Source organism: Nocardia sp. CA-119907 (assembly GCF_050955995.1).
Lineage (GTDB): Bacteria > Actinomycetota > Actinomycetes > Mycobacteriales > Mycobacteriaceae > Nocardia.
Genome location: NZ_CP192091.1, coordinates 323,987 through 350,373 on the forward strand (window position 1 = coordinate 323,987; position 26,387 = coordinate 350,373).

Consider the following 26,387-nt stretch of genomic DNA (forward strand, 5'->3'; position numbering starts at 1 on the left):
TCAGCTGACGCCGACCGGCACCTGCACCGTCTCAGCGGACCGCTGCTGCAGCTCACGCAGCTTCGCGCCCTCGACGTCGATATCCGGCAGGATCCGGTCCAGCCACTTCGGAATCCACCAGGACCACTTGCCCATCAGCACGAGCAGCGACGGGATCACGACCATCCGGACGATGAACGCGTCGATCAGCACGCCCGCCGCCAGCGCGAAGCCGAACGACTTCGCCGTGACGTCGGTTTCCAACAGGAAGGAGCCGAACACCGAGATCATGATGACCGCGGCCGAGGTGACGACCCGGGCACCGTGGTGATAACCGGCCACCATCGCGTCCTTCGGCGACTTGCCGTTGACGAACTCCTCGCGCATCCGGGTCACCAGGAACACCTGGTAATCCATGGCCAGGCCGAACACCAGACCGATCAGCATGATCGGCAGGAAGCTGACCAGCGGATGCGGATCCTCGATCAGCCCGAGCTTGCCCTGCTGGAAGATCAGCACCGTGGCACCGAAGGTCGCCGCCATGGACAGCAGGAAGCCGAGCGCGGCGGTGAGCGGCACCAGGATCGAGCGGAAAACCAGGATCAGCAGCAGGAATGCGGCACCGGCCACGATCGCCAGATACGGCACGATCTTGCTGAGCAGCACGTGGTCGACATCGGCGAAGATCGCCGTGGTGCCGGTGATGCCGTACTCGATGCCGTATTCGCTCTGCATCTGTGCTTCGGCGTCGCGGGCGTCGCTGACCAGATCCTTGGTGGCCTGGTTGTTCGGACCCGACTTCGGCACACCGTCGAGCAGCGCACCCGCCTTGTCGTCACCACTCCACTTGGGCTCGGTCACGTAATCCATGCCCGGGTAGGACGCGAGCTTGGACCGCAGCGCGTTCACCGCGGCGTCACGGCGCTCGGCGGGCACCTTGGTGAGGTCGACCGCGACGTTCAGCACGCCGTTGCTGCCCTCGCCGAAGCCCTCGGTGCGCAGCTCGTAGGCCTTGCGGATGGTGGAGGTCTTGGGCTGGCTGTCGTCACCGGGCAGGCCGAGGTTCAGGCCGGCCGCCGGTGCGGCGAGCAGGCCGAGGACGACCACGCTGAGCAGCAGGGTCACCGCGGGCGCCCGGCCGATCAGACGGCCGAAGCGCATGCCATTGGTGACCGACTTATCGTCCTCGGGATCGTGCTGGGCGACGATCGGCAGCTTCGGCTTGAACAGGAACCGGCCGAACGCGCCGAGCAGCGCCGGCATCAGGGTGATGGCGGTGAGCACCGCGAACGCGGCGGCGATCGCACCACCCAGGCCCATGAACGTCATGAACTGCACGCCGACGATGCTGAGGCCGCCGAGCGCGATGATGACGGTGAGACCGGCGAACACCACCGCCGAACCCGCCGTGCCGAGTGCGGTACCCGCCGCCTCTTCCGGCGAATCCTGCACTGCCAGTTCATGTTTGTAGCGCGACACGATGAACAGCGCGTAGTCGATCGACAGGGCGATGCCGATCATGGACGCGAGGAAGGTCGTGAAGCTGGGCACCTCGATGATCGAGGTACCGAGGAAGATCAGCGAGGTGGCCGCGCCGAGGCCGATGATCGCGGTGATGATCGGCACGAAGGCGGCCACGATGGCGCCGAAGGCGATGATCATGACGATCAGCGCGATACCCATGCCGATCTGCTCGGACTTACCGCTGGGCCCCTCGTTCTTCTGCGCGATCGAGCCGCTCATCTCCACCTGGAGCCCGGCATTGCGGGCGTCGCTGGCGATGTTGTAGGCCGCTTCGCGCTGCGCGTCGGTGACGTCGGTGAACTTCTTGATGGTGAACGGGACGCTGAAGAAGGCGACCGTATCCGGATCGGTCTTGCTCAGCACGTTCAGCGGTGCGCCGCTGCACTTGGACGGGTCGGGATCGGCAATGCAGCCCGACTTCTCCGCAGCCTCAATGGGATTCATCACCGGCTTGCTGTGGTCGACGATGTCGAGGGTGCCGAGCTTGGCGATGAACGCCTCCAGCGACGCACGGTTCGCCGGATCGGTCAGCTTCTGCCCATCGGGCGCGGCGATGACGTAGGTGCCGGTGACGGCGTCGAATTTGAAGGCGTCGGAAGCGCCCGGAAAGTGCTTGTCCAGAATGTCGTTGGCACGCGCGGACGGCAGCTCCGGCATGCTGAAGTCGTTGGTCATCGGCTCCTTCAGCTGCGCGCCGAGGCCGCCGAGCAGCAGGAAGAGGACAAGCCAGACCGGAAGCACTATCCATTTTCTTCGGAAAGCGAACTTTCCCCATCTATACAGATAAACGGACACGAGGGTTCTCCTAGCGATGCCTGGGTACGTGCTGGTTCGCGGCGCGTAGACAGCACACGCGGGGTTGCCCTGCTGGCCCCGCCTCCAATTGACGCTTTCTGCCTACCGTGCGGTAGGTAGACTACCTATGAGCTAAGCGGAGGTACAACCTCAATTCTGGTGGCAACGTTAGCTCAGCGCAGAAGTGATGAGAGGACCATCCATGACCGTTCGTGACGCGGGCGACACTGTTGTCGCAGGTGGCGGCACTAAACTGGCAATTCGTGATGCCGCGGTGAAGCTCTTCGGCGCCAAGGGATTCGAGCAGACGAGCCTGCGCGAGGTCGCGGATGCGGTAGGAATCACAAAGGCTTCGCTCTACTATCACTACGCCTCGAAGCTCGATCTACTACTGGCGATCGTAGATCCGATCATCGATCACCTGCGCGCGGTGACCGAGGATATCGATGCGGTCCCACACGATGCCGAAGGGGTGCGGGCCGTCCTGCGCACCTATTTGCGCGGCATGATTCGCCATCGCGACGCCGGTGCGCTGTGCGTGCGCGATACCGTCGCGATCATCAATGTGATGGCCGACCGCTACCCGGATCTGATGGATTCCAGTCGGGTGCTGCGCGAATGGCTGGCCGGACCCGATGCCGACGATGTGGCCAAGTTGCGCGCCAGTGCGGCACTCGAGGTGCTCGGCGTCGCGCTGTTGTCCACCGAACTCGTGCCGGGCGTCGCGGATTCGGTGGTGGAGCGCACACTGCTGGACGCGGCCACCTGTGTGCTGACCGGCTGTCACACCGCGTAGATTCGTTCGGACACCTAGTAGGCCAGGGAGTAGCCGCAGTGCACATCACCGCGAGGGTCGATTACGCGGTGCGGACGTTGTTGGAAATCGCCCGCGCACCGAAGACCGACCATGCCGTGGTCGGCGCGACCGCGGTGCAGGTCGCGCCGGTGGTGAAGGCCGAGGCGATTTCGACCGCGCAGCACATCCCGCCCAAGGTGCTCGAGACCGTACTCGCCGAATTGCGCCGAGCTGATCTGGTGACCAGTAGGCGCGGCCCGGACGGCGGCTATTGGCTGGCCCGCCCGGCCGCGCAGATCTCCATCGCCGATGTGATCCGCGCGATCGAGGGTCCGCTGGCCTCGGTGCGCGGTGAGCGTCCGGAGGATGTGCGCTATCCGGGCGCGGCCGAGCCGTTGCAGCGGGTGTGGATCGCGCTGCGGGTGAACATTCGCGCGGTACTGGAAGACGTTTCCATCGACGACATCGCGCGCAATCGGCTCCCTGGATTCATCGAGGCGCTGACAGAGGATCCCGGTGCCTGGGCGCGGCGATAATTCGAATCACGCGGGCCGAAAGGTGCGCGGGCAGTTGCGGTTTCCTGCGGCGGGTAAGAGGCCGCAATCTGTGGCATCGGTGCTGGTCAGGAAACCGCGCGACGGATATGTCGGTTTCCCGGTAGCCTCCTTTTCATCATGCTGATCAGACTGCTTCGCACCTATCTGGCCCCCTATCGGGCCCAATTGGCGGGGGTCGTCGGCCTACAACTGATCGCCGTTATCGCGATGCTGTACCTGCCGACCTTGAACGCCCACCTGATCGATAAAGGCGTCACCAAGGGCGATATCGGCTACATCTGGAGCACCGGACTGTGGATGCTCGCGGTCACCGGCGTGCAGATCATCGCATCGGCCTGCTCGGTCTACCTCGGTGCGCAGGCCGCCATGGGCGCGGGCCGGGATCTGCGGGGGGCGGTGCTGCACCGGGTCGGCACCTTTTCCGCGCGCGAGGTCGGCATGTTCGGCGCGCCATCGCTTATCACCCGCAATACCAACGATATTCAGCAGGTTCAGCTGCTCATCGTGATGTCGGCGACCATTCTGGTGATGGCGCCGATCATGTGTATCGGCGGCATCTTCATGTCGCTGCGCGAGGACCTCGGGCTGTCCTGGCTGCTGTTGATCGCGGTGCCCGCACTGGCCATCTCGATGGGTGCCATCGTGGCCAAGATGGTGCCCGGCTTCCGCGATATGCAGTACCGGATCGATGAGGTCAATCGCGTACTGCGCGAACAGATCACCGGTATCCGGGTGGTGCGCGCATTCGTGCGCGAGCGCCAGGAGACCTGGCGCTTCGGACTGGCCAACTCCGAACTCACCGATGCCGCACTGCGGGTCGGTCGGTTGATGGCGCTGATGTTCCCGCTGGTCATGCTGATCAGCAATGTCACCGCTGTCGCGGTGATCTGGTTCGGCGGGCATTTGATCAACGACGGCCAGATGCAGATCGGCTCGCTCACCGCGATGCTGTCCTACATCATGCAGATCCTGATGGCGGTCATGATGGCCTCGTTCCTGGCCATGATGGCACCGCGCGCGGCCGTCTCGGCCGACCGGATCGGTGAGGTGCTCGACACCGAGACATCGGTGCTGCCGCCGCGGCTGCCGCAGCCGTTCAAGGGCGATCCGGCGCTGGTCGATCTGCAATTCGCCGAATTCGCGTTCCCCGGTGCGGAGAAACCGGTGCTCTCGGCCATTCGATTCCAGGTCGAGCCGGGCACGACCACGGCCATTGTCGGCTCCACCGGTGCGGGCAAGACGACGCTGCTCAATCTGATTCCCCGGCTCATCGATGTGACCGACGGGGCGATCTATGTCGGCGGCACCGATGTCCGCCATATCGACCTCGAGCTGCTGCGCGAACAGATCGGCCTGGTGCCGCAGAAGGCTTACCTGTTCTCCGGAACGGTGGCGAGCAATCTGCGCTATGGCAATCCGCGCGCGACCGACGAAGAACTGTGGCGCTGTCTGGAGATCGCGCAGGCCGCCGACTTCGTGCGCGATATGCCGCAGGGCCTCGAGACTCCCGTCGCGCAGGGCGGCACCACCGTATCGGGTGGGCAGCGCCAGCGATTGGCCATCGCTCGGGCGCTGGTGAAGAAGCCGCGGGTCTACCTGTTCGACGACTCGTTCTCCGCACTCGACGTCGCCACCGACGCCCGACTGCGCGAGGCACTGCGGCCCGAGACCAGGGACGCCTCGGTGATCATTGTGGCGCAACGCATCACCACCATCCGCGACGCCGATCAGATCGTGGTGCTCGAGGACGGCGCGATGGCCGGAATCGGCACCCATGAACAGTTGATGCGTGAGTGCGCGGAGTACCAGGAGATCGTCGCCTCGCAGCTCGGCGCCGATGAGGTCGCCGCGGTCGCACTCGCCAAGCGCAACGGATCGCCGCCCGATCCGAGCGGGGACGGGCATCGGGCCCGGCGGGAGGAGAGCCGATGAGGCCCGGAGCGGTGAATCCCGGTGCGCCGGATGCGAAGGCGAAATCCTTCGGTCCGTCGCTGAAGCGGCTGTTGCGCAGGCTGGCACCCGAGCGCGTGTATGTCGGTGCGATCGTCGGGCTGGCGATCGTCTCGGTGGTGCTGAATACGCTCGGCCCGTACATCCTGGGTAAGGCCACCAACCTGGTCTTCGACGGTGTGGTCGGCCGACAGCTGCCCGGCGGCATCACCAAGGAGGAGGCGATCGAGCGGGCGCGCGCCGCGGGCAACAACACCTTCGCCGACATGCTCGGTGCGATGGATGTCACCCCCGGTGTCGGTGTCGACTTCGGCGCGGTCGGCCGGATTCTGCTGCTGGTACTGCTGCTCTATGTCGGCGCCTCGGTATTCAGCTGGATGCAGTCGTTTCTGCTCAATATCGTCATCAACCGCACGGTGAAGCGGCTGCGCAGCGATGTCGAGGACAAGATCCACCGACTTCCATTGCGCTACTTCGATTCCACGCCGCGCGGTGATCTGCTCAGCCGCGTCACCAACGATGTCGACAATGTCTCGCAGAGCCTGCAGCAGACCATGAGCCAGCTGCTTCTCTCGGTCTTCTCGGTAATCGGCATCCTGGTCATGATGATCTGGATCTCGCCGTTGCTGGCGCTGATCGCCCTGCTCACAGTGCCCGCCGCCATTGTGGTCACCGCGCAGATCGCCAAACGCTCCAAACCGCACTTCGTGAACCAGTGGAAGTACACCGGCATGGTGAACGCCCAGGTCGAGGAGGCCTTCACCGGGCACGAGGTGGTCACCGCATTCGGCCGCAACCGCGAGGTCGGCGAGGAATTCGACAAGCGCAACAACGATCTCTACGAATCCAGCTTCAAGGCGCAGTTCATCTCCGGGCTGATCATGCCCGCGATCATGTTCCTCGGGAATGTGAATTTCGTGCTGGTGGCGCTGGTCGGCGGCCTGCGGGTGGCGACGGGCAATCTGTCACTGGGCGAGGTGCAGGCCTTCATCCAATACTCCCGGCAGTTCAGCCAGCCGCTGACCCAGATCGGCGCCATGGCCAATCTGCTGCAATCCGGGGTCGCCTCGGCCGAGCGGATCTTCGAGATCCTCGACGCCGAGGAGCAGTCACCGGATCCGGTCATGGAGAACACCCGTCCGGTCGATCGCGGCCGGGTCGAATTCGAGGCGGTCTCCTTCCGCTACGAACCCGAGACGCCGGTCATCGAGCGGCTCTCGCTGGTCGCCGAGCCGGGGCATGTGGTCGCCATTGTCGGCCCGACCGGTGCGGGCAAGACCACGCTGGTGAATCTGCTGCTGCGGTTCTACGAACTCGACGCGGGCACCATCACCATCGACGGTGTCGATATCACCGAGATCACCCGAGATCACCTGCGGTCCAGGATCGGCATGGTGTTACAGGACACCTGGCTGTTCAAGGGCACCATTCGGGAGAACATCGCCTACGGCAATCCGAATGCGAGCGAGGCCGATATTCTCGACGCCGCGCGCGCCGCCTACGTCGACCGCTTCGTCCACGCGCTGCCGCACGGTTACGACACGATCATCGATGAGGAGGGTTCGGGCGTCAGCGCGGGCGAGAAGCAGCTGATCACCATTGCCCGCGCCTTCCTGGCCAAGCCGTCCATCCTGGTCCTCGACGAGGCGACCAGCTCGGTCGACACCCGCACCGAGGCGCTGGTCCAGCACGCCACCGCGGCCCTGCGCCGCGACCGCACCAGCTTCGTGATCGCGCACCGACTCTCCACCATCCGCGACGCCGATCTGATCGTCGTCATGGAGGCGGGCCGCATCGTCGAGCACGGCACGCACGAGCGGCTGCTGGAGGAGCGCGGCGCGTACTACCGCCTCTACAACGCCCAGTTCGCGGCCGCGGCGGCCGACGCCTGACCGGTCGCGGTGCTGCCTGCCGCATCCGGCCGATCGTCGTTTTGGGAGGATGGCGGGGTGTCCGATCCCGAAGCCTTCTCGTTTGCCGTTGAAACCCGTCTCGCGGGGCGGCACGGTCGATCGGGTGTGATCAGCACACCGCACGGCGATATCGCCACACCCGCGTTCATCCCGGTCGGCACCAAGGCGACGGTGAAGGCGGTGCTGCCGGAGACCATGCGGGAACTCGGCGCCCAGGCGCTGCTGGCCAACGCCTACCACCTCTACCTGCAGCCGGGTTCGGACATCGTGGACGAGGCGGGTGGGCTGAGCAAGTTCATGAACTGGCCGGGCCCGACCTTCACCGATAGCGGCGGCTTCCAGGTGATGTCGCTCGGCGTCGGTTTCAAGAAGGTGCTGGCCATGGAGGCGGTCGACGTCCGAAGCGACGATGTGATCGCCGCCGGCAAGGAGCGCCTGGCCATCGTCGACGACGACGGCGTCACCTTCCGCTCCCACCTGGACGGTTCGAAACACCGGTTCACGCCCGAGGTTTCGATGGGCATCCAGCATCGGCTCGGCGCGGACATCATATTCGCCTTCGATGAGCTGACCACACTGCTCAATACCCGCGCCTACCAGGAGAAATCACTACAGCGCACGCACGAATGGGCGCAGCGCTGCATCGACGAGCACGAACGGCTGACCGCCTCGCGTACGCACCGCCCGTACCAGGCCCTGTTCGCGGTGATCCAGGGCGCGCAGTACGAAGACCTGCGCCGCAAGGCATGCCGGGAACTGGAATCGATCCGGGGCGCTGCCGGAACGGGTTTCGACGGCTACGGCATCGGCGGAGCACTGGAGAAGCACAACCTCGGCACCATCGTCGGCTGGTGCTGTGACGAACTGCCCGAGGACAAGCCGCGCCATATGCTCGGCATCAGCGAGCCCGAGGACATCTTCGTCGCGGTGGAGAACGGTGCCGACACCTTCGACTGCGTGAACCCGTCTCGGGTCGCCCGCAATGCGGCGATCTATGTCGCCGAAGGCAGATTCAATATCAATACCGCCCGATTCCGCCGCGACTTCACCCCGATCGACGAAACCTGCGACTGCTACACCTGCGCCAACTACACCAGGGCCTATATCCACCACCTGTTCAAGGCCAAGGAGATGCTCGCCTCCACGCTGTGCACGATCCACAACGAGCGCTACACGATTCGACTCGTCGACCGGATCCGCGAGAGCATCGAGGGCGGTTACTTCGACGAGTACAAAGCCGAAACGCTGGGCCGCTGGAAAGGGCGCATTCGGACCCCGTAGATCCGAATGCGCACAACGACTTTCAGCTCAACAGTGCGGTGGTTTCGCGGGGTGCGTAGCTCGGCTCGTGCTTCTTCAGGAACGCGATCACCCGGTAGGTGATCGGCAGCACGATGACCTCGGCCAGCGTCTTCCAGATGAATCCGACGATCACGTAGTTGACGAACTGTCCCCAGCTATCGATGCCGATGGCGGTGGCCGCGATCGAGCAGAAGATCAGTGTGTCACCGAATTCGCCGACCACCGTGGAGCCGATCAATCGGGCCCACAGATGTTTCTCCTTGGTCTTCTCCTTGATCAGCACCAGCGTCGCGGAATTGAGCATCTCGCCGACGAAGTAGCCGGAAAGTCCGGCGGCGACCAGCTGCGGTGTGGTGCCGATCACCGACCGGAAGGCTTCCTGATTGTCGTAGAAGGTTGCCGCGGGCAGCTCGATGGCGATCTTGAAGCAGATGACCGCGAGCAGCAGGATGGCGAAACCGTAGTAGATGGCCCGGCGGGCGGCCTTGAAGCCGTACACCTCACTGAGCACATCGCCGATGATGTAGGCCAGGGGGAACAGGAACCACGCGCCATCGGTGGAGATCGGCAGGATCTCGATGGGCCCGAGCTTCACCGAATGGTCGGTGAGGAACTGGACGCCCTTGGTCGCGCAGATATTCGAGATGATCAGCGTCGCGGTGAACAGTGCGACGACGGGGGTGTAGTAGCCCCGCGAGGCGACGGCGAATGCCGCGTGGGCCGCCGCGGGGCCCCCAGATCCTGGGTGTTCTTCAACTGTTTTGGACTCACTCACGCGCTTCATCCAACCAGGTTGTGGAATAGGCTGTACCAATGACGAATCCCGGCGATTCTTCCGACGAGTGGTGGAAGCAGTACGGTGGCGAAGGTGTGTCGCCGGAGGGTGGCGCCCAGGGGTCGGTACCGCAGTATCCGGCGGCTCCGCCGCCCGGATCGGTTCCACAGTACCCGTCCGCGCCGCAGTACCCGCAGCAGCCAGCACCGCAGCCGACGCCGCCGCCCCAGCAGCAGTATCCGAGCTACCCGCAGCAGCCGGTCGCCGGTGCGCAGCAGCCGTATCCGCAGACTCCGGCCTACCCGAACGCGTATCAGCCGTACGGATACCCGCAGCAGGGGCAGGGCACCAACGGGCTCGCGATCGGTTCGCTGGTCGCCTCACTGGTCGGGCTGTGCACCTGCATCGGTTCGATCGTCGGGATCGTGCTGGGCATCATCGCGTTGAATCAGATCAAGGAACGCGGCCAAGAGGGCCGCGGTCTGGCGCTGGCCGGTATCTGGATCGGTGCCGGTGGCATCGTGCTCGGCATCGTCTGGCTGGTATTCAATATCGCGCTGTCCTCGACCTGACGGCCGTCGAAAACATCTGTGCCGCAATAGAACAGGGGCGCTCCCGAATGAACCGGGAGCGCCCCTGTTTCGCGTTGCGGCGGATCAGGCCTTGACGACCTGGGTGCCGCCGGCGAACTTATCGTGCCAACCCTGCTTGTTCGGGTCCTGCTCGATGGTCACCGCGATGTAGATCGCCATGCCGATCGCGACCAGGTTCCCGAGGCACGGAATGATGTTGGCGACCAGGTAGAGGTTGCGCTTCAGCGAAACTTCCGGGGTGATCTTGGCGGCGCCGCCGGGTGCGACGACGCGCAGGCCGAGGATCTTCTTGCCCAGCGTGGTCCCCATATTGGTTTCCATCAGCACGAAGTAGGCGATGGGGGCCGCGACGACCACGATGAAGCCGAGGATCGAGCCGATGATGCCGATCTTCGACAGGATGAGGTCGATGATGTACGCCGGGATACCGACGATCAGCCCGTCGATGAACCTGGCGCCGAACCGGGGCAGCAGGTCACCCGGCTGGCCCGCGCCGAAGCCCTGCTGGCCGTACTCACCGTACTGCTGCGGGTAGGGCTGCTGGCCGTAGGGATCTTGCGGCTGCTGGCCGTATTGGGGTTGTTGTCCGTATTGCGGCTGCTGGCCGTATTGCGGCGGCTGCTGGCCGTATTGGGGTGGCTGCCCCTGCGGGTACTGCTGGCCGCCCTGCGGGTACTGCTGGCCGTACGGCTGCCCGCCTTGTGGATATTGGTTGGGGTCGTACCCACCGCTTGTCATATGTGTGTCCTCGTCAGTGATCAGGAGATCGGTCGATTGCGTACGTTACGGACATCGCGCGGGTTGCAACAACCCATTCTCGTCGAGTATCCAAGGTTCGTCGGGCAGATGGGCCGGGTCGAATCCGTCGAGCAGCTCGGCGGGCGACACCGGAGGATAGCCGAGCGAACAGGCCAGCGCGGCCGCTAGCTGGTCGGCTGTATTCCCAAGGGCGAGTTGGTCGCCGAGTGTTACCGCGCCGTCGCGTTTGGCCAGTCGCTTGCCCTCCGCGTTCAATACCAGCGGCACGTGCGCGTAGCGCGGAACCGGGAGTTCGAGCAGGGTCGCGAGGTAGGCCTGGCGCGGCGTCGACGGCAGCAGATCGTCGCCGCGGACCACCTGATCGATGCCCTGTTCGGCATCGTCGACGACAACGGCCAGGTTGTATGCCGGAACTCCGTCGCCGCGCCGCAACACAACATCGTCGACCGGACCGCGGTAGCGCCCGTGCAATTCGTCGACGAACTCGAATTCGCTTGCCTGCGCACGCAGGCGCAGCGCGGCCGGACGGCCGTCGGCGCGGTGTGCGGCTCGCTGGGCCTCGGTCAGGTCGCGGCAGGTGCCGGGGTAGTGGCCGACCGGTCCGTGCGGTGCGGTCGCGGCCTGCTGGATTTCCCTTCGGGTGCAATAGCACTCGTAGGTGAGTCCGGCGGCGGTGAGCCGATCGATGGCCGAGGCATAGTGGGACAGTCGGTCGCTCTGCCGAACGATCGGACCGTCCCAGTCCAGTCCGATCGCCGCGAGATCGGCCAACTGGCGTTGCTCGGCTCCCGGCCGCACCCGATCCAGATCATCGATCCGGATAACGAAGCGTCGTCCGGTCGACCTGGCGAACAACCAGGCCAGCACGGCCGTGCGCAGATTTCCGAGGTGCAGATCGCCGGATGGGCTCGGCGCGTACCTGCCTGCCGGAGTACTGGTGGTTGCGGGCACGTTTGCCATGGTAGGGCTGCGGGCCGGATCACTGGATGCGCAGGTGCGGCATGAGTCGGTCTGCGGGAATCGGGGTGCCGCGCTCCAGCGCGGCCAGCAGTGTCTCGGCGTGCGCGATCAGACCGGCGCTATCGATGCCATAGGGCAGCGGGGTGCCCGGATCCGGCGCGTAGGCGCGCAGTCGCGTTACCGCACGGGTGAGCAGCGTGCGCGCGCCCTTGGGATTGTCCCGCTGGATGTGGGTGAGACCGACCGCGTATTGCGCGAGGCCCTGCCACAGCATCCTCTCGGCGAACGGTCCGTTCTTCCATGCGGCCTCTAATACCTCGTGTGCGTTGAATGCCAGGCCGTCATCCAGCAGTTGCTGGGCGTACGAAAGGGTTTGCTGGGGTGGCAGATTCAGGTCATCCGGAATTCGCGGCACCCCGACGCTGCCGACCGGCAGCGGCCGCCCGAATCGGTCGCGCGGGCGAGGATTGCGGGCGCGACCTGCCTCGTCGCGGGGGCGTTCGACCATGCGGCCCATCATCCACGGCCGCTGCCGGGTGCGTCCACACGGATCGGGTCGACCTGGATTTATTGACGGATCACGGAGCAATCACATCCGCAAAATGTTTGCTGCCCAGCAAATATGGGAATGAATGTCATCTACCGGCAATGTCTCCGCAACACTCCATCTTCGCAAGATTGGCAAATGCGATGATGGAATGGGCAAGAGATCGGCAAATTCCCGTTGAACCTGCTAGGGTTTAGCGCGCGGGGGCGACCCCGCGAGGATAAATCGCCTCGAAGTGCAGTGCGATCACGACGCACCGTGAAAGTCGCGCGCTTTGGCAAGGCGCACCGCGGGATTCGGCGTTCCGCGCCGAATGCCGGTGCTAGTTAGAACGATGTCAGAAGAAAATTCTCGTTCTCGACGCAGCAAAGGAGCTAGTGCCGTGGAGGTTGACTTGACGGGAGCTGTGTGGCGCAAGAGCACATACAGTGGCCCCGACGGGAACTGCGTGGAAGTGGCTTTTCTCGTTGACGGCAATGTGGCGGTTCGTGACACCAAGGACAACGGCTATGGTCCGTTGTTGGCGTTCACGCCAGGCGAGTGGGACGCATTCCTAACAGGGGTGTCAGAGGGGGAGTTCGGACGCGCCTGAACAACAGTCACGTCCGAACCAATCAGCACGGGCCCCGGGTCGGCACGGACTCGGGGCCTTCGCGGGTTATCAGGGGCCTTTTCCGTTGTGGCCCTGGCATTTTCAGTGCAGCCCGCTTGCTTCTCAGTGGCCCTGTCCGTCGCCGTTGGCCTGGTCCTGGACCGCACGTAGGACGGCGAGCTGCTTGCGCTCCTCCTCGTGTTCGGTTTCCCTGTGCTGCCGGGACTCCTGCCACGGGTCGGGCCGGAAGAATCCACCGGTGCCCGGCTGCCCCGCCGAACCCAGCTTGTTCATCTTCTTCGGCACGGTTGCGCCCTGATACTCCAACGGAATCGGGTGTCCGTGCTCGTCCACCGGACCCAGCGGCTGGTGGATCTCGATGTATTCACCATCCGGCAGGCGCCTGATGATGCCGGTCTCGATGCCGTGCTCCAGCACCGCGCGGTCGCTGCGCTGCAGGCCGAGGCAGATGCGATACGCGGCGTAGTAGGCCACCGCCGGCAGGGTCACGATGCCGATCCGGCCGACCCAGGTGGTCGCGTTCAGCGAGACCTCGAATTTGTAGGCGATGATGTCGTTCACGCAGGACAGTGTCAGTACCACGTAGAAGGTGATCGCCATCGCGCCGATCGCGGTGCGGACCGGTACGTCGCGCGGGCGTTGCAGCAGATTGTGGTGCACGGTGTCCTTGGTGAGGCGCTGCTCGATCCACGGATAGGCGATAAGGACCGTGAACACCAGACCCATGATCAGCGCACCCCAGAACGGTGCGGGCACGGTATAGCGGCCCGGATAGAGCTCCCATGGCGGGATCAGGCGCATCATGCCGTCGGTCCACATCATGTAGAAGTCCGGCTGGGTACCCGCCGAGACCTGCGACGCCTTGTAGGGGCCGAAGGCCCAGATCGGGTTGATCTGCAGCAGGCCGCCGAGCAGCGCGACGACAGCGAGCGTGAACGCGAAGAAGGCGCCCTGATCCAGGGAGAACACCGGCACGATGCGGGTGCCGATCACATTGCGTTCCGTGCGGCCGGGACCCGGGAACTGGGTGTGCTTCTGATACCAGACCAGCGCGATATGCGCGGCGATCAGTGCGAGCATGATGCCGGGGAACAGCAGCACGTGCGCGATGAACAGGCGCGGAATGATGATGTCGCCCGGATAGTCGCCGCCGAACATCAACCAGTGCATCCAGGTGCCGATGATCGGAATGCTGAGCGTGATGGACGAGAACGCCGCCCGCAGGCCGGTGCCCGAGAGCAGGTCGTCGGGCAGCGAGTAGCCGAAGTACCCCTCGAACATGGCCAGGATCAGCAATAGCGAGCCGAGCACCCAGTTCGCCTCGCGCGGCTTGCGGAACGCGCCGGTGAAGAAGATCCGAAACAGGTGCACGATGATCGAGGCCGCGAAAAGCAGTGCGGCCCAGTGGTGTACTTGGCGCACGAACAGACCGCCGCGGACCTCGAAGGAGATGTTCAGCGCCGTCTCGTAGGCGCGAGTCATACCCACACCGCGCAGCGGCTGGTAGGCGCCGTTGTAGGTGACCTCGGCCATCGATGGATCGAAGTACAGCGTCAGAAAGGTGCCGGACAGCACCAGGATGATGAAGCTGTAGAGCGCGATCTCGCCGAGCAGGAACGACCAGTGGGTCGGGAACACCTTATTGATCGACCGCTTGACGAACGCCGCGGCCCGATATCGCTCGTCGAAGGCATTGGCTTGTTCGCTTGCCATCCGACCTACGTCAATAGCCATGGCCGACACCCCCGCACTGGGTGAGTGGTGGTTTAGGTTCTACTACAGACGGTAGCAAGGGTTCGGGCCGGAATCGATAGCTTTCACGACGGCAATGTGGAACAAGATCATTCAGTTCTTGCCGGTGCCGCCCGCTGCCCCCGGTAAGCGGTGCCATATCGTCGTGTCGTGAGTACGTTGGCGGCCCAGGACGCGACGATGTACTGGCTGTCCAGTCGCACTCGTAATGACCTGTTCTTGTTCTATTGCTTCGATGATTCCGGGCATCCGAGCGCGGAACTGCGCGAGTTCGTGGCGCGCCGCAGTGCGCGCATCGCCGATCTGCGCGTCCGGCTGCGCGAGCTGCCGGGAGATCTGGACTATCCGTCATGGGTTCGGTGCGATTTCCGTGCCGAGCAATTTGTGGAACATTTCCTTTCGGAAGCGAATTGGCCGGGTGTGTGCACGGCCCTCGGCAAACTGCTCGGCACCGGTGTGGACGCGGCGGTGCGGCCGTGGCGGCTGCACGTGTTCCGCGGGATCGACGGTGCGCCGTGGGGTGGGTCGGGACCGGCGATGGCGGTCGTGCTGCAGCTATCGCATGCGCTGGCCGATGGGCGGCGCGGGGCCGCGATCGCCAGGGCGTTGTTCGCCGAATCCGATCCGGTCGAGCCGGTTGCCGCGGCGAGCGATTCGGTTGCCGGGCCGCCGGGCCTTGGTGGTCGGGGAATCAGTACCGCGGCAATGGAATTGGCGTCGGCGGATGCCATACATGTGCATTCGGCGCTGGCGCTGATGCGGATGCCGCTGCGCTTCGTGCGCACGGTCGTCCTGGGCTATCGGGCTTTCCGGGCGCAGCGGGAGCTGGCCGAATTGACCACTGCGGGAAGGATTCCGGAGCCGGGGCCGGGGTTCACGCCGAGTCTGGTGAACCGGCCGGGCACGCTGTACGGCGATGTCGACGGCCATCGGGTACGGATGATCGTCTGCGACGGCGAGCGGATGCGGGGCGCGGGTCACACCGTCACCGTGGTCGTGCTGACCGCCGTCTCGATCGCGCTCGACCGCTACCTGACGGCGCGGGGCGAACCGGTGGACCGACTCGGAGCCCAGGTGCCGATGGCATTGTCCGGCAACCGGATTGCGGCCCGCAATAACTATCGCAGCCTCGGCGTCGACCTGTTCATCGATGAGCCGGACCCACTGGTCCGCGCGGACAAGATCGCCGCGGCGCTCGCCGCTCGCCGCATCCGTGCCGACCACCCACTGCTGACCGCGCAGGACCGCGTCACCGCCGTCACTCCCGCCCCGCTGCTGCGTCGCGATGTCGATCGCTATCCGATCGATACCGTCCCTGATTCGATCGCTGGGAACACCGTGGTCTCGAGCGTTCATCGCGGCCCGGCCGATCTGACCTTCGGTGGCGCACGCGTCCGTTTCACCGGCGGATTTCCGGCGATCGGGTCGGTGATGCAGCTGACCCATGGTGTCCACGGCCTCGGTGACACCGTCACCGTCTCGGTCCATGCCGACGCTGCCGCCGTGCCGGATATCGACACCTATACCGAGCTGTTGCGTGCCGCGCTGGACGAGGTATTCGACTGTGCGAGACAGACATCGGGCTGAGCCCGGGAAGCCGTCGAACGCCCGGCTGGCCACGATCGTCCACGGACCCTTCGGTGGCGGCATGCGCCGCAGCCCCGACACATTGCTCCGGCCAGCACGGCGAAGGTGCCGCGGTGTGTCGGCCCCGGCGCGGTGATCGGATCCGAGCGGCGATACTGGGTCAGGTTGGCGGAGCTGCGCACCAGCGCCCTCCGGGTTCCATCCCGCCACCCCGGCGCGCACAATGGATGGGCAACCAATACCGCTCTTGAACGACGGACTATCGGGAGCCTCGCCGCCAGCACGGTTCGGGAAGAACCCGATCATGACCCGTTCACCGCTTCGCCGTCGTCACGCTCCGAAGCGCGGTCGGGCCTGCTGCGACTCCCCGAAACCAGCTCGACATTCCGCCGATCCAGCGGCTGGTCACGAACCTACAACTGAATATTCGACCAGGCATTGACCGCAACCGGTGAGGAGCGTGCGATGTCCACCGCCAACAACATTCGAACGCCGATGGTGCTCATTCTGGGGGCCGGGTTCGGCGGGCTGGAGCTGGCCGCCTGCCTGTCCGAGTCATTGCCCGGTGCGGTCCGGGTACTGCTCATCGACCGAAATGACGGCTTCACCTTCGGCTTCGCGAAACTGGAGATCCTGTTTCGCGACCGGACGCCGGAATCCGTCCGCATCCGCTACGACGAGCTCGCCCGGCCCGGGGTCGAGTTCCGGCAGGAACAGGTCGTATCGATCGACCCGCGGACCCGGCGCGTCGTCACCGACGCCGCCGACTACGAACCGGATTTCCTCGTGGTCGCGCTGGGTGCCGAATACGACCCGGCTGCCACTCCCGGCTTCGTCGAGGACGGTCACGAGTACTACTCGATCGACGGAGCGTGCCGACTGCGCGATCGGCTGGCCCGATTCGACGGCGGAACCATTCTGATCGCGGTGTTGAGCGTGCCGTTCAAATGCCCGCCCGCCCCCTACGAGGGCGCGATGCTGCTGCACGAATTGCTGAGCCGCCGCGGTATCCGCGACCGCACCCGCATGCACGTGCTCTCCCCGATGGACTCACCGATTCCCGTTTCCGCGGACACCTCCGCCGCGCTCGTCGAGGCCCTCGCACAACGGGAGATCGAATACTCGCCGGGGCGGCGCGTCCGCGCCCTCGACCCTGAGAAACATATCGCGATCACGCGCGCGGGCGATCTCGCATATGACCTGTTCATCGGCATCCCGACGCACTGTGTGCCGCCCGTGGTCGCGGCCTCCGGGCTGACCGTCGACGGCAGTGATGGCTGGATCCACGTCGATCCGCGCACGCTCGCCACGCCGTATCCGGGTGTCTATGCCGTTGGTGACTGCGCGGACGCACCGGTGCCGCGGGCCGGGGTGTTCGCCGAGAACGCCGCCCGCACGGTCGCGGCGCACATTGTCGCGCAGTTGCGCGAAACGCCCGCGCCCGGAAAGTATCTCGGCCAAGGCTCCTGCTATATCGAATTCGGGGGCGGGCTCGTCGGCAAGGTCGACGCCGACTTCCTCTCCGGTCCCACGCCGGTCGCACCGTTCATCGGGCCCTCTGCCGAACTCGCCAGGGAGAAGGCCGAATTCGCCACCACGCGAATTCAACGGTGGTTCACCCCGTGAAAGCCCGGCCCGCCGACCCGGCAGGGCGCGCCTTCAGCCCGCAGTCGCGGACACGTGCGCTCGGCTTCCATGTCGAGGGTCGAGGACCCTCGCTCGAGGGCAAGTGTCCGGGCATGCACCGCCCAGCGATGAGGCCGCCTGGTCGACATCGCCGAATGGACTCGTTCCTGAAGCGCGACGTGCGGATCCGTTCGGTCAGCTACTGCCGAACCAGCCGGGGAAGAAATTGTTCGAGCCCCAGCCCGGGGGGATGCCCCAGCCTGGCGGGAAGAAGCCCCAACCTGGCGGGAAGAGATGTTTCGAGTCCCAGCCATTGCGCCAGCCGCCGCATTTGTCGGTGTCCCAACGGTCACCCTGCCAGCGATCGATGCCCCCAAGGTCGTAGCTGTCGTCACAGCCATAGTCATGATCAGTGCGCACCACACCGGGTGCGGGCGCCGGTGCCGCCATGGCGGGGACCGACACCATCGGAAGCGTCATCGCGGCCCCGACCAGCGCGACCGCCGCAAGCCGCCGACCGGTATCGGCGGCGGTCCTTTTGGTAATCATCGTGCCTTCTTCCGGCGAGTTCATCGCACGGGTCCGACTCGCCGATTCGTCGAGCTGTGCATTCCCCCGACGCACCTGATCCTAGGCGCGTCGCGCCGGTCGCCACCAGCATCCCGACAGCCTGAATCCACCCGAAATGCGCGAACCGCCGCGCCGAGTCGATGGCTGCGGTTGTCGCTGTGCCGACGCGGAACCGGGAACTCGACCGGGTGATCCGCCGCAGGCCGAAGCAGTACGTGTACTCATCGCGCAGCGACGCTGGCATGCTCGAACGTCTTGGACGCCTTGACTTCGGGCTGCACCGATGCGGCGACAATCGCAAGACCCCCTTGACTTGTCAAAAATCGACAGGCCAAGGGGGCCGCGTGCCGCAGCCGATATATCTACCGGTCCATTTCAAGTGATATCGCGACCTGTTCGACAAAGTGGAACGTCTGTCAGTCGGTCGCGGGTCCATAGGTGGCGGCCTCAGCTGGGCCGAGGGCTCGCGGGGGTGCGGTGAGGGCCTGCATTGCGCCGAGACCTCCGCCGATTCCCGCGCCGATGGCGGCGAGCGGTGCCGCCATGATGGCCGCACCGTATGCGGCGCCGATGGGCCCCGCGGCGAGACCGATCGGTGCGAACGGCAAGCCGATCGCCAGACCGAGTGCACCGCCGACACCTGCGCCGATCAGTGCGAACGGACTCGCCACCGCTGCGCCTGCGGCAGCACCGAGCGCCGCGGAGCCGACGGTCTGACTCGCAATACGATCGGAGCGAGTGCGTTCCATACCGACCGAGTCGAAGAACGTTGCGAGATCGGCCTCGGTGACCGCCGCGGCGTCGTTGAGTTGGATGGCGGGCTCCCGTGGCAGCCAATCCGGCGCCTCGACCTGCACATTGCCGAAACGCAACATGCCCGGCGGCGGCGCGATCGGCGGCACCGGCTCGACCGGGACCGGGCCGTGCAGGGATTCGACCGGCGACAGATACTCGCTTTTCGGTACCGGCCGCGCCCACTGCAGCGAACTGCGCGTGTCGTCCGGGATGCGCGTTCCCCGGTACGGGCGCACATTCGGCGCTTGGGCGGAGGGCCAGTCCTGCCAGTCCTGGGAGTGCTCCGTCTGCTCTGGCTGCACGGCGGGGGCCTCTTCGCCTGAATCCATGTCGTCGGCCACGAAGGCAACGTGGCCGCCGTGCTCGGTCTGGCTCACCGGAACGTACCGGCCGGGCTCGGCGTTCGCGGCACCGCTGCTACCCACCAGGGTGAGAACAACGGGAACCGCTCCCGCCACCACCATCGACCCCACTTTCTGTTGACGCGGACTGACTTTCCTGTGCTTGGCAGTGCCCATCTATTACCTTTCACCGTGCAGAGACCTTGTTGATTCGCATTCGGATCACGGGGCGTCTTGGATGGTCGCGCTTGCCGTGGCAGGTCCGAATCAGGGCTCTCACCAGGACTTTCCGGGATGTTAAGCGCCCTGGATGGTGGGGAACACGTCCACAGTCAACCCAGCCACGCCGCAAGATCGGACATGACTCGGTCGGACTTGCCGAGCAGTCGGAGCTGGATCCCGGGGTCCCTATGTCTTTCGCCGAACGGCAGCGCGGTTTCGGCGGGAACGGCGACCATTTGCGTGGGCAGCGCGGCCAGGATCTCATTGCCCGTCAACGAAAACAGCAGGTCAGGGCAATGAAAACTGCCCTGACCTGCTGTTTGTGGCGGAGGATAGGGGATTTGAACCCCTGAGGGCGTTAACCCAACCCGCGTTCCAGGCGAGCGCCATAGGCCACTAGGCGAATCCTCCGTGCAGCAGCATACCGGGTACACCCGGCCGGTCACCAAATTGGGGCTGGTCGGGGCGGGGAAGTCCCAGTTCGGCCCCGTTTCGCCCCGGTGCGGTCCACCCCGGTGGTGATCGTTGTCGGATCTGCCCGCTACACTTGCTAACGGATCCCGCGCGGCGCGCATCCTGTGAACTCCCCCAGGGCCGGAAGGCAGCAAGGGTCAACGGGCTCTGCCGGGTGCGCGGGGTCCCCCATATTCCTCCAATTCGGAGCAACCGCCGGGTAACGTGAACACGGTCCGCCGGACGTCCAACGCGCTCGGCCGGATCAGCGGTCCGACCGCCCCACATCGGTTCGGACGTCAATCACCCCTTAGCTGCTTCGAAAGGCTGCCCAGGATGCCCCGGCAAACGCAGATCGGTTTGATGAGCAATCCGGAGCTCGTGTCCGAACACGAGATCCAGACCGCGAATTACGCGAGGCTCAAGACCGAGAAGCTCACGCTGGACCTCACCCGGGGAAAACCTTCGCCGGAACAACTCGACCTCTCCGCGGAACTGCTTTCGCTGCCCGGTGCGGGCGATTTCAAGGACGGCACCGGCACCGACTGCCGCAACTACGGTGGGCTGCACGGTCTCCCGGAACTGCGCGCAATCTTCGGTGAGCTGCTCGGCATTCCGGTCGAGAACCTGATCGCGGGCAATAACGCCAGTCTCGAGCTGATGCACGAGGTGATCACCTACGCACTGCTGTACGGCACCCCGGATTCCGAGCGGCGCTGGGTGGCCGAGCCCACCTTGAAGTTCCTGTGCCCCAGTCCGGGCTATGACCGGCACTTCGCCATTACCGAGGCGCTCGGCTTCGAGATGATTCCGATTCCGATCCGTCACGACGGTCCGGATGTGCACGCCATCGCCGAGCTGGTGGCGAACGATCCACAGATCAAGGGACTGTGGGCAGTGCCGAACTACTCCAACCCGACCGGTGTCATCTTCTCCGACGACGTTGTCCGGGAACTGGTTTCGATGCCGACCGCGGCGCCGGACTTCCGGCTGTTCTGGGATAACGCGTACGCGGTGCACCCGCTGACCGATACCGCCGCACCGGTCCTGGATGTGCTGGGCATGGCGGCCGCGGCCGGAAACCCCAACCGGCCCATCGTCTTCGCGTCCACCTCGAAGATCACCTTCGCTGGCGCGGGCGTCAGTTTCCTCGGTGCGTCCACACCGAACCTGAACTGGTACCTCGGCCATGCCGCGAAGAAGAGCATCGGCCCGGACAAGATCAACCAATTGCGCCACCTGCGTTTCTTCGAGAATGCCGACGGCGTGCGCGCGCATATGCAGAAGCATCGCGCCATCCTGGAGCCGAAATTCGCACTGGTGCTGAAGATCCTGGAGGACCGGCTCGGCGCGTCCAAGGTGGCGTCCTGGACCGAGCCGAAGGGCGGCTACTTCATCAGCCTCGATGTGCTGGAAGGCACCGCGGCCCGGGTGATCGCGCTGGCCAAGGACGCCGGAATCGCACTCACCGCGGCGGGTTCGGCCTTCCCGTACCGGAATGACCCGGAGGACAAGAACATTCGCATCGCCCCCAGTTTCCCGCAGCTGCCGGAACTGGAGAAGGCGATGGACGGTCTGGCCACCTGTGTGCTCTTGGCGGCCACCGAGAAACTGCTCGGAAATTAGTCGAAGAATGCGGTGGGCGCGTACCAGAGTGGTACGCGCCCACCGCATTTCGGAATCGGATCAGGTCCGCCTGGACTACCTCGTTCGACGGCTGTGATTCAGCGGGGTTTATGGGCCAGCACGGCGAACATGGTGACCGATAGGTGGATATCGCCGCTTTCGGCGCCCCGTTCCAGATCCGCGATCAACTGATCGCGCTGCGCCTCGGTAATGGATCCGCGCGCCACCGCCATGGCCGAGATCCGGTTGACCAGCGAGCCGGCGCCGACCGTCCGATCCTGTACCAGAGCGTGCGAGCCGATATCGTCGACCACCAGGCCCGCCTTGGTCAGCAGTCCGGGTAGCCGGCGGCCGGAGAACGGGTTGGTGGTCGCATCGATCAGTGTGTCGACGACCTCGCGAACCACCCGGCGGTCGCCCGGGTGCACGATCGCGGTGCCCCAGTCGCTGTCCACCACCACAACGCGACCGCCGGGCCGGAGCACCCGCGCGATCTCATTGGCCGCGCGATTGGGTGCGGTCAGATGCTGGAATACCCGCTCGCAGAGTGCGGCGTCGAAGGTATCCGCGCCGAAGGGCAGCCCGTAGGCGTCGCCGGAGTGGAATTTGGCCGTCGACCCGGCCTGTTCGGCCCGGCGTTCGGCGGAGGCGAGCAGTTGCGGATCGGGTTCGACACCGATCGCCGCGCCGGTCGGGCCGACCGCGTCCGCGAACGCCATGACCTCCGAACCGGTGCCCGATCCGATATCGACCGCACTCTCGCCGGGCTGCAGCGCCAGTGCTTCATGTGCCCACGTGCGCAGCCGCCGAATGCCGGGCAGCGCGGCCTGTAGATCGCGCACGTCCACCAATTGATCCTGGCCCGCGCTGTCGAAGCGATCCGGGCGCAACCCCTGCATATTCATGGGCCCGATTCCGTCTCTAGGTATTGCCGTCGTCTGAGGCATGCGCAGAGCCTACTTGGGGGCCGACCACCCCGCACGGCAGGTCTGTGATCTCTATCACGATTAGGTCTTACCACCCATCCGGGTGGGGTGGACCACGTGACCGACCTTTTTGGGCGACCTGCGAGCAGTCGCCAGCGGCGTCGAGTGAGATGATCGGGAGGCCGACTTTTCGAGCGACCCGCAAGCAGTCGCCGGCGCTGCACCAGCGAAAGGAAGTCCCGTGGCCAAAGCGAAGTCCGCGACTGTCAAGCTGTGTCTCGCGCAGGAACCGGAGGCCGACAAACTTCTTTCCGAGGATCCCTTCGCGCTGCTGACGGGCATGCTGCTGGATCAGCAGTTCCCGCTCGAACACGCCTTCCGTGGGCCGAAGAAGATCGCGGACCGGATGGACGGCTTCGATATCCAGCGGATCGCCGACGCCGATACCGAGGCCTTCGAGGAGCTGTGCGCCACGCCGCCCGCCATCCACCGCTACGGCCGGTCCATGGCCCGCCGGACCCAGGAACTCGCTCGGTACGTGGTCGAGAACTACGACGGCAAGACCGAACAGATCTGGACGCAGGGCGATCCGGATGGCAAAGAGGTGCTGCGCCGACTGAAGGACCTCCCCGGCTATGGCGATCAGAAGGCCAGGATCTTCCTCGCCCTACTCGGCAAGCAGCTCGGCGTGCGGCCGAAGGGCTGGGAGGCGGCGGCAGGCGCCTACTCCGAGCAGGGTTCGCGTCGCTCGGCCGCCGATATCGTCGACGGCGAATCGCTGTTGGAAGTGCGGGCATTCAAGAAGCAGATGAAGGCCGCCGCCAAGAAGTCCTGAGGTCGCTCCGGATTTGCCCTATTGGAATCTGCCTGCATTTTTCCCTCGTGCCCGATTGATTTCTCATCGATGCTTTTCCCTCGATAGCAACACCTAGATGAGGGAATGCAGTACATGAGGATGAGGAAGCTCGCCGTCATCGCGGCGCTGGTGACCGTGGCGACCGGAGTCGCCGCGGGTACCTCCGGGGCTGCCCCGGACGCGTCCGAAAGCGGCAATGGCGCAATCAATTTCACCGCCGAGGCGGTCAACGATTCATCGATCATCAAGACCGACGCGGGTTCGCTGGCTGTCGAGGATGGGGTCTTCACAATCAAGGCGGCCAACGGCGCCGTACTCGCGGGGACCCCGCTGAAGTTCAGCATCGACGACTTCGAATTCCCGATCGCCGCACAGATTTCCGATCGCACCGCGACTTTGACCCCGCAGATCGATCGCGAGCACGCGGTCTACAAGCCGGTCGCGCTGCCTTACGAGGACCAGGCGCCGTGGAAGACCCCGTACGACCGTGAGGTCGCGGCCTGGACCCGGCTGACGAGCACCATTTCGGCGGGCGCCACGATCGGCACCCTGGTCGGTGGCCTCGCGGGTGGTGCGGTCGGCTGCGTGCTCGGCGGTATCGCCGGTGCGACGGTCGCCTCGGCCACCATCGTCGGCCTGTTCGGTCCTTTCATTCCGGCCGCCGCCATCGGCTGCCTCGGCGGCATCATCGCCATCGGTGCGCTGGGCACCCTGGCCGGTCAGATCCTGATCACGGCTCCGGTCGCGATCGGTGCGGCGATCCAGTACTTCACCACGATCAACCAGCCGTTCGCCCCGGCCAAGTAGGTCGAATCCGCCGGTCACGGCATCCGTGGTCCCACCGTCGCCACGGAAACAGGCCCCGCCCAGTACCTCTCGACTGGGCGGGGCCCTTCCGTGCTGTCCGGAGGCCTCCGTCCTGCTGTCCGGGGCTTCCGCCCTGCTCCCGACATGATCATGACCAGGTCTTTTATGTGCGCGCATTACTTGCGTTGACATTTAATGCATGTGCATCTAAATTACTCGACGTGACTATGACAGCTACCGCACCCGAGACCCGGACCGCCACATCTACCGAGCACACCCCCGGGCGTTGGGGCCCGAAGCTGTGGGCCGTGCTGTTCGTCGCCGGACTGGCGATGTTCCTCGACGCACTCGACGTCTCCATGGTCGGTGTCGCTCTCCCGTCCATCGGATCCGAACTCGGCCTGAATACCGAGAGCCTGCAGTGGATCGTCAACGGCTACATCCTCGGCTACGGCGGCCTGCTGCTGCTGGGCGGACGAGCCGCCGATCTGCTCGGCCGTCGGCAGGTATTCCTCACCGCCCTGGTGGTTTTCGGACTCGCCTCACTCGCGGGCGGTCTGGTCGATGACGGTGCGCTGCTGATCGCCAGCCGCATCATCAAGGGCATCGCCGCCGCGTTCACCGCACCGGCCGCGCTCTCGATCATCACCACCACCTTCAAGGAAGGCCACGACCGCAACCGCGCGCTGTCGATCTTCACGGTCTTCGGCGCCACCGGATACGCCTCCGGTCTGATCGTCTCCGGTCTGCTCACCGGCATCGACTGGCGACTGACCTTCTACGTCCCGGTGCTGGTCGTCGCGGCCGTCGTGCTCACCGCCTACTTCGTGGTGCCGCGCAATATCGAGAAGGAACAGGGCCGCATCGACTTCGCGGGCGCCGCACTGCTGACCGGTGGCATGCTGGCCGCCGTCTACACCATCGTCACCGCACCCGAAAAGGGCCTGACCGCAAGCGTTGTCGCCACCGCGGTTATCGCCATCGCCCTGCTGAGCGCGTTCTTCGTGGTGGAGAACAAGGTCGCCCACCCGCTGGTGCGGTTGAGCATCTTCAAGGTCAAGTCGATCGTCCGGGCCAACCTGGCCGCGCTGGCCATCTTCGGCTCCTACATCAGCTTCCAGACGATCGTGTCGCTGTACCTGCAGAACACCCTGGGGTGGGAGCCGCTGAAAATGGCGCTCGCCCTGGCGCCGACGGGCATCATCGTGGCGATCCTTTCGCCCGTCGCCGGCAAGCTGATCGACCGCTACGGCACCACGCCGATGATCATCGCCTCGATGACCTCGTTCGTGATCGGCTACGTCTGGTTCATCTCCTTCGGCGGCAGCGCCGACCCGAACTACGTCCTGGACTACCTGCCCGCATTCCTGCTGCTGGGGCTCGGCTTCGCACTCGGGTTCTCCTCGGTGATGGTGCAGGCCACCGAGGGCATCGCCGACCACGAGCAGGGATTGGCCTCGGGGCTGGTGCAGACCTCGGGCCAGATCGGCGGAGCGGTCGTGCTGGCCGTGGTCACCGGTCTGATCAGCGGTGGCGCCGCCACCAGCATCGCGCAGTACCGGCCCGGACTGTACCTGGTCACCGTGGTCGCGCTGGTCGGACTGACCGCCTCGGCCACCGCACTGCTGGCCCGTCGTCAGCTGGTCGCCGAAGCGGCATGACGTAGCGAGCGAACGGCCCGTAACCGGGAGCCAGTCACCCCATGGGGGTCGCCAAAAGGCGACCCCCATTCGGCGTTTTCGGACATATCGTGCGCTGGGCCA

At 65.3% G+C, this 26,387-nt stretch carries 22 protein-coding genes, 1 tRNA gene, 1 other RNA gene and 1 pseudogene; 14 read left to right on the forward strand and 11 right to left on the reverse strand.

What is annotated here, in order from left to right; translation table 11 throughout:
* Positions 1-2,298, reverse strand: a complete 2,298-nt coding sequence (locus tag ACQP2D_RS01515) for an MMPL family transporter (RefSeq protein ID WP_433681947.1) — start codon at positions 2,296-2,298, stop codon at positions 1-3.
* A 202-nt stretch (positions 2,299-2,500) separates the two neighbouring features.
* On the opposite strand from ACQP2D_RS01515, the gene ACQP2D_RS01520 reads away from it, so the two are divergent.
* From ACQP2D_RS01520 to tgt, 5 genes and pseudogenes are all read left to right on the forward strand, one after another.
* Positions 2,501-3,094 (forward strand): TetR/AcrR family transcriptional regulator, encoded by a 594-nt coding sequence (locus tag ACQP2D_RS01520; protein ID WP_433681948.1) that lies wholly within the window; start codon positions 2,501-2,503, stop codon positions 3,092-3,094.
* A gap of 38 nt (positions 3,095-3,132) precedes the next feature.
* Complete coding sequence (locus tag ACQP2D_RS01525; RefSeq protein WP_433681949.1) at positions 3,133-3,630, forward strand: RrF2 family transcriptional regulator; 498 nt, start codon at positions 3,133-3,135, stop codon at positions 3,628-3,630.
* Between the two features lie 138 nt (positions 3,631-3,768).
* Positions 3,769-5,493 (forward strand): annotated as a pseudogene (locus tag ACQP2D_RS01530) (ABC transporter ATP-binding protein); the annotation flags it as partial.
* A gap of 86 nt (positions 5,494-5,579) precedes the next feature.
* A complete protein-coding gene (locus tag ACQP2D_RS01535; protein WP_433681950.1) occupies positions 5,580-7,493 on the forward strand; it encodes an ABC transporter ATP-binding protein in 1,914 nt (637 codons plus the stop codon).
* 57 nt (positions 7,494-7,550) lie between these two features.
* Positions 7,551-8,795, forward strand: a complete 1,245-nt coding sequence (tgt, locus tag ACQP2D_RS01540; RefSeq protein WP_433681951.1) for a tRNA guanosine(34) transglycosylase Tgt — start codon at positions 7,551-7,553, stop codon at positions 8,793-8,795.
* A gap of 22 nt (positions 8,796-8,817) precedes the next feature.
* On the opposite strand, the gene ACQP2D_RS01545 is transcribed toward tgt, so the two are convergent.
* Positions 8,818-9,600, reverse strand: a complete 783-nt coding sequence (locus tag ACQP2D_RS01545) for a queuosine precursor transporter (RefSeq protein WP_433681952.1) — start codon at positions 9,598-9,600, stop codon at positions 8,818-8,820.
* A 29-nt stretch (positions 9,601-9,629) separates the two neighbouring features.
* Here ACQP2D_RS01545 and ACQP2D_RS01550 point away from each other — a divergent pair, with 29 nt between their 5' ends.
* Entirely contained in the window at positions 9,630-10,163 is a 534-nt protein-coding gene (locus ACQP2D_RS01550; RefSeq protein ID WP_354955335.1) for a DUF4190 domain-containing protein, read from the forward strand.
* Positions 10,164-10,247: 84 nt separating this feature from the next.
* Here the strand turns inward: ACQP2D_RS01550 and ACQP2D_RS01555 are convergent, their stop codons facing one another.
* Genes ACQP2D_RS01555 through ACQP2D_RS01565 form a run of 3 tightly spaced genes read right to left on the reverse strand, consistent with a single transcriptional unit; the run spans position 10,248 to position 12,411 of the window.
* Positions 10,248-10,922, reverse strand: a complete 675-nt coding sequence (locus ACQP2D_RS01555; RefSeq protein WP_433681953.1) for an RDD family protein — start codon at positions 10,920-10,922, stop codon at positions 10,248-10,250.
* A 45-nt stretch (positions 10,923-10,967) separates the two neighbouring features.
* Positions 10,968-11,903, reverse strand: coding sequence for a tRNA glutamyl-Q(34) synthetase GluQRS (gluQRS, locus tag ACQP2D_RS01560; protein WP_433681954.1), 936 nt, complete (start codon positions 11,901-11,903; stop codon positions 10,968-10,970).
* 19 nt (positions 11,904-11,922) lie between these two features.
* Positions 11,923-12,411, reverse strand: coding sequence for a DUF309 domain-containing protein (locus tag ACQP2D_RS01565; protein WP_433681955.1), 489 nt, complete (start codon positions 12,409-12,411; stop codon positions 11,923-11,925).
* Positions 12,412-12,784: 373 nt separating this feature from the next.
* Between ACQP2D_RS01565 and ACQP2D_RS01570 the strand changes: the two genes are divergently transcribed.
* On the forward strand, positions 12,785-13,042 hold the full coding sequence (locus tag ACQP2D_RS01570; protein ID WP_433681956.1) for a DUF397 domain-containing protein: 258 nt from the start codon (positions 12,785-12,787) through the stop codon (positions 13,040-13,042).
* A 123-nt stretch (positions 13,043-13,165) separates the two neighbouring features.
* Here the strand turns inward: ACQP2D_RS01570 and qcrB are convergent, their stop codons facing one another.
* A complete protein-coding gene (qcrB, locus tag ACQP2D_RS01575) occupies positions 13,166-14,797 on the reverse strand; it encodes a cytochrome bc1 complex cytochrome b subunit (protein WP_433681957.1) in 1,632 nt (543 codons plus the stop codon).
* Between the two features lie 168 nt (positions 14,798-14,965).
* Here qcrB and ACQP2D_RS01580 point away from each other — a divergent pair, with 168 nt between their 5' ends.
* The gene (locus tag ACQP2D_RS01580) at positions 14,966-16,402 is read left to right on the forward strand and encodes a WS/DGAT domain-containing protein (protein ID WP_433681958.1); all 1,437 of its coding nucleotides are present in this window, start codon (positions 14,966-14,968) and stop codon (positions 16,400-16,402) included.
* Positions 16,403-16,867: 465 nt separating this feature from the next.
* Positions 16,868-18,028 (forward strand): NAD(P)/FAD-dependent oxidoreductase, encoded by a 1,161-nt coding sequence (locus tag ACQP2D_RS01585; protein WP_433681959.1) that lies wholly within the window; start codon positions 16,868-16,870, stop codon positions 18,026-18,028.
* Positions 18,029-18,223: 195 nt separating this feature from the next.
* On the opposite strand, the gene ACQP2D_RS01590 is transcribed toward ACQP2D_RS01585, so the two are convergent.
* The 4 genes from ACQP2D_RS01590 to ACQP2D_RS01605 all read right to left on the reverse strand — a co-directional run bounded on the left by ACQP2D_RS01590 (position 18,224) and on the right by ACQP2D_RS01605 (position 20,367).
* The gene (locus ACQP2D_RS01590) at positions 18,224-18,577 is read right to left on the reverse strand and encodes a hypothetical protein (protein ID WP_433681960.1); all 354 of its coding nucleotides are present in this window, start codon (positions 18,575-18,577) and stop codon (positions 18,224-18,226) included.
* 437 nt (positions 18,578-19,014) lie between these two features.
* Complete coding sequence (locus ACQP2D_RS01595; protein WP_433681961.1) at positions 19,015-19,857, reverse strand: hypothetical protein; 843 nt, start codon at positions 19,855-19,857, stop codon at positions 19,015-19,017.
* 209 nt (positions 19,858-20,066) lie between these two features.
* Positions 20,067-20,231 carry a hypothetical protein gene (locus ACQP2D_RS01600; protein WP_433681962.1) on the reverse strand — a complete coding sequence of 55 codons (165 nt, stop codon included), beginning with the start codon at positions 20,229-20,231 and terminating at the stop codon, positions 20,067-20,069.
* 48 nt (positions 20,232-20,279) lie between these two features.
* Positions 20,280-20,367 (reverse strand) — tRNA-Ser (locus ACQP2D_RS01605).
* A gap of 141 nt (positions 20,368-20,508) precedes the next feature.
* On the opposite strand from ACQP2D_RS01605, the gene ffs reads away from it, so the two are divergent.
* Positions 20,509-20,603: signal recognition particle sRNA small type (gene ffs / locus ACQP2D_RS01610), an RNA gene on the forward strand.
* Positions 20,604-20,745: 142 nt separating this feature from the next.
* On the forward strand, positions 20,746-22,035 hold the full coding sequence (locus ACQP2D_RS01615) for an aminotransferase class I/II-fold pyridoxal phosphate-dependent enzyme (protein WP_433681963.1): 1,290 nt from the start codon (positions 20,746-20,748) through the stop codon (positions 22,033-22,035).
* A 98-nt stretch (positions 22,036-22,133) separates the two neighbouring features.
* On the opposite strand, the gene ACQP2D_RS01620 is transcribed toward ACQP2D_RS01615, so the two are convergent.
* Positions 22,134-22,982 carry a methyltransferase domain-containing protein gene (locus ACQP2D_RS01620; protein ID WP_433681964.1) on the reverse strand — a complete coding sequence of 283 codons (849 nt, stop codon included), beginning with the start codon at positions 22,980-22,982 and terminating at the stop codon, positions 22,134-22,136.
* 220 nt (positions 22,983-23,202) lie between these two features.
* On the opposite strand from ACQP2D_RS01620, the gene ACQP2D_RS01625 reads away from it, so the two are divergent.
* The 3 genes from ACQP2D_RS01625 to ACQP2D_RS01635 all read left to right on the forward strand — a co-directional run bounded on the left by ACQP2D_RS01625 (position 23,203) and on the right by ACQP2D_RS01635 (position 26,285).
* On the forward strand, positions 23,203-23,796 hold the full coding sequence (locus tag ACQP2D_RS01625; protein ID WP_433681965.1) for an HhH-GPD-type base excision DNA repair protein: 594 nt from the start codon (positions 23,203-23,205) through the stop codon (positions 23,794-23,796).
* Between the two features lie 114 nt (positions 23,797-23,910).
* Positions 23,911-24,624: a hypothetical protein gene (locus ACQP2D_RS01630; protein ID WP_433681966.1), complete on the forward strand. Its 714-nt coding sequence runs from the start codon at positions 23,911-23,913 to the stop codon at positions 24,622-24,624.
* A gap of 227 nt (positions 24,625-24,851) precedes the next feature.
* On the forward strand, positions 24,852-26,285 hold the full coding sequence (locus ACQP2D_RS01635; protein WP_433685479.1) for an MFS transporter: 1,434 nt from the start codon (positions 24,852-24,854) through the stop codon (positions 26,283-26,285).
* The last annotated feature ends 102 nt before the right edge of the window (positions 26,286-26,387 follow it).

Bases quoted from the DNA above. Each gene is read 5' to 3' on its own strand.
- ACQP2D_RS01520 (WP_433681948.1), top strand. From the start codon at position 2,501: ATGACCGTTCGTGACGCGGGCGACACTGTTGTCGCAGGTGGCGGCACT.
- ACQP2D_RS01535 (WP_433681950.1), top strand. From the start codon at position 5,580: ATGAGGCCCGGAGCGGTGAATCCCGGTGCGCCGGATGCGAAGGCGAAA.
- ACQP2D_RS01545 (WP_433681952.1), bottom strand. From the start codon at position 9,600: ATGAAGCGCGTGAGTGAGTCCAAAACAGTTGAAGAACACCCAGGATCT.
- ACQP2D_RS01550 (WP_354955335.1), top strand. From the start codon at position 9,630: ATGACGAATCCCGGCGATTCTTCCGACGAGTGGTGGAAGCAGTACGGT.
- ACQP2D_RS01555 (WP_433681953.1), bottom strand. From the start codon at position 10,922: ATGACAAGCGGTGGGTACGACCCCAACCAATATCCACAAGGCGGGCAG.
- gluQRS (WP_433681954.1), bottom strand. From the start codon at position 11,903: ATGGCAAACGTGCCCGCAACCACCAGTACTCCGGCAGGCAGGTACGCG.
- ACQP2D_RS01565 (WP_433681955.1), bottom strand. From the start codon at position 12,411: ATGGTCGAACGCCCCCGCGACGAGGCAGGTCGCGCCCGCAATCCTCGC.
- ACQP2D_RS01570 (WP_433681956.1), top strand. From the start codon at position 12,785: ATGTCAGAAGAAAATTCTCGTTCTCGACGCAGCAAAGGAGCTAGTGCC.
- qcrB (WP_433681957.1), bottom strand. From the start codon at position 14,797: ATGGCTATTGACGTAGGTCGGATGGCAAGCGAACAAGCCAATGCCTTC.
- ACQP2D_RS01585 (WP_433681959.1), top strand. From the start codon at position 16,868: ATGTCCACCGCCAACAACATTCGAACGCCGATGGTGCTCATTCTGGGG.
- ACQP2D_RS01590 (WP_433681960.1), bottom strand. From the start codon at position 18,577: ATGATTACCAAAAGGACCGCCGCCGATACCGGTCGGCGGCTTGCGGCG.
- ACQP2D_RS01595 (WP_433681961.1), bottom strand. From the start codon at position 19,857: ATGGTGGTGGCGGGAGCGGTTCCCGTTGTTCTCACCCTGGTGGGTAGC.
- ACQP2D_RS01615 (WP_433681963.1), top strand. From the start codon at position 20,746: ATGCCCCGGCAAACGCAGATCGGTTTGATGAGCAATCCGGAGCTCGTG.
- ACQP2D_RS01620 (WP_433681964.1), bottom strand. From the start codon at position 22,982: ATGCCTCAGACGACGGCAATACCTAGAGACGGAATCGGGCCCATGAAT.
- ACQP2D_RS01630 (WP_433681966.1), top strand. From the start codon at position 23,911: ATGAGGATGAGGAAGCTCGCCGTCATCGCGGCGCTGGTGACCGTGGCG.
- ACQP2D_RS01635 (WP_433685479.1), top strand. From the start codon at position 24,852: ATGACAGCTACCGCACCCGAGACCCGGACCGCCACATCTACCGAGCAC.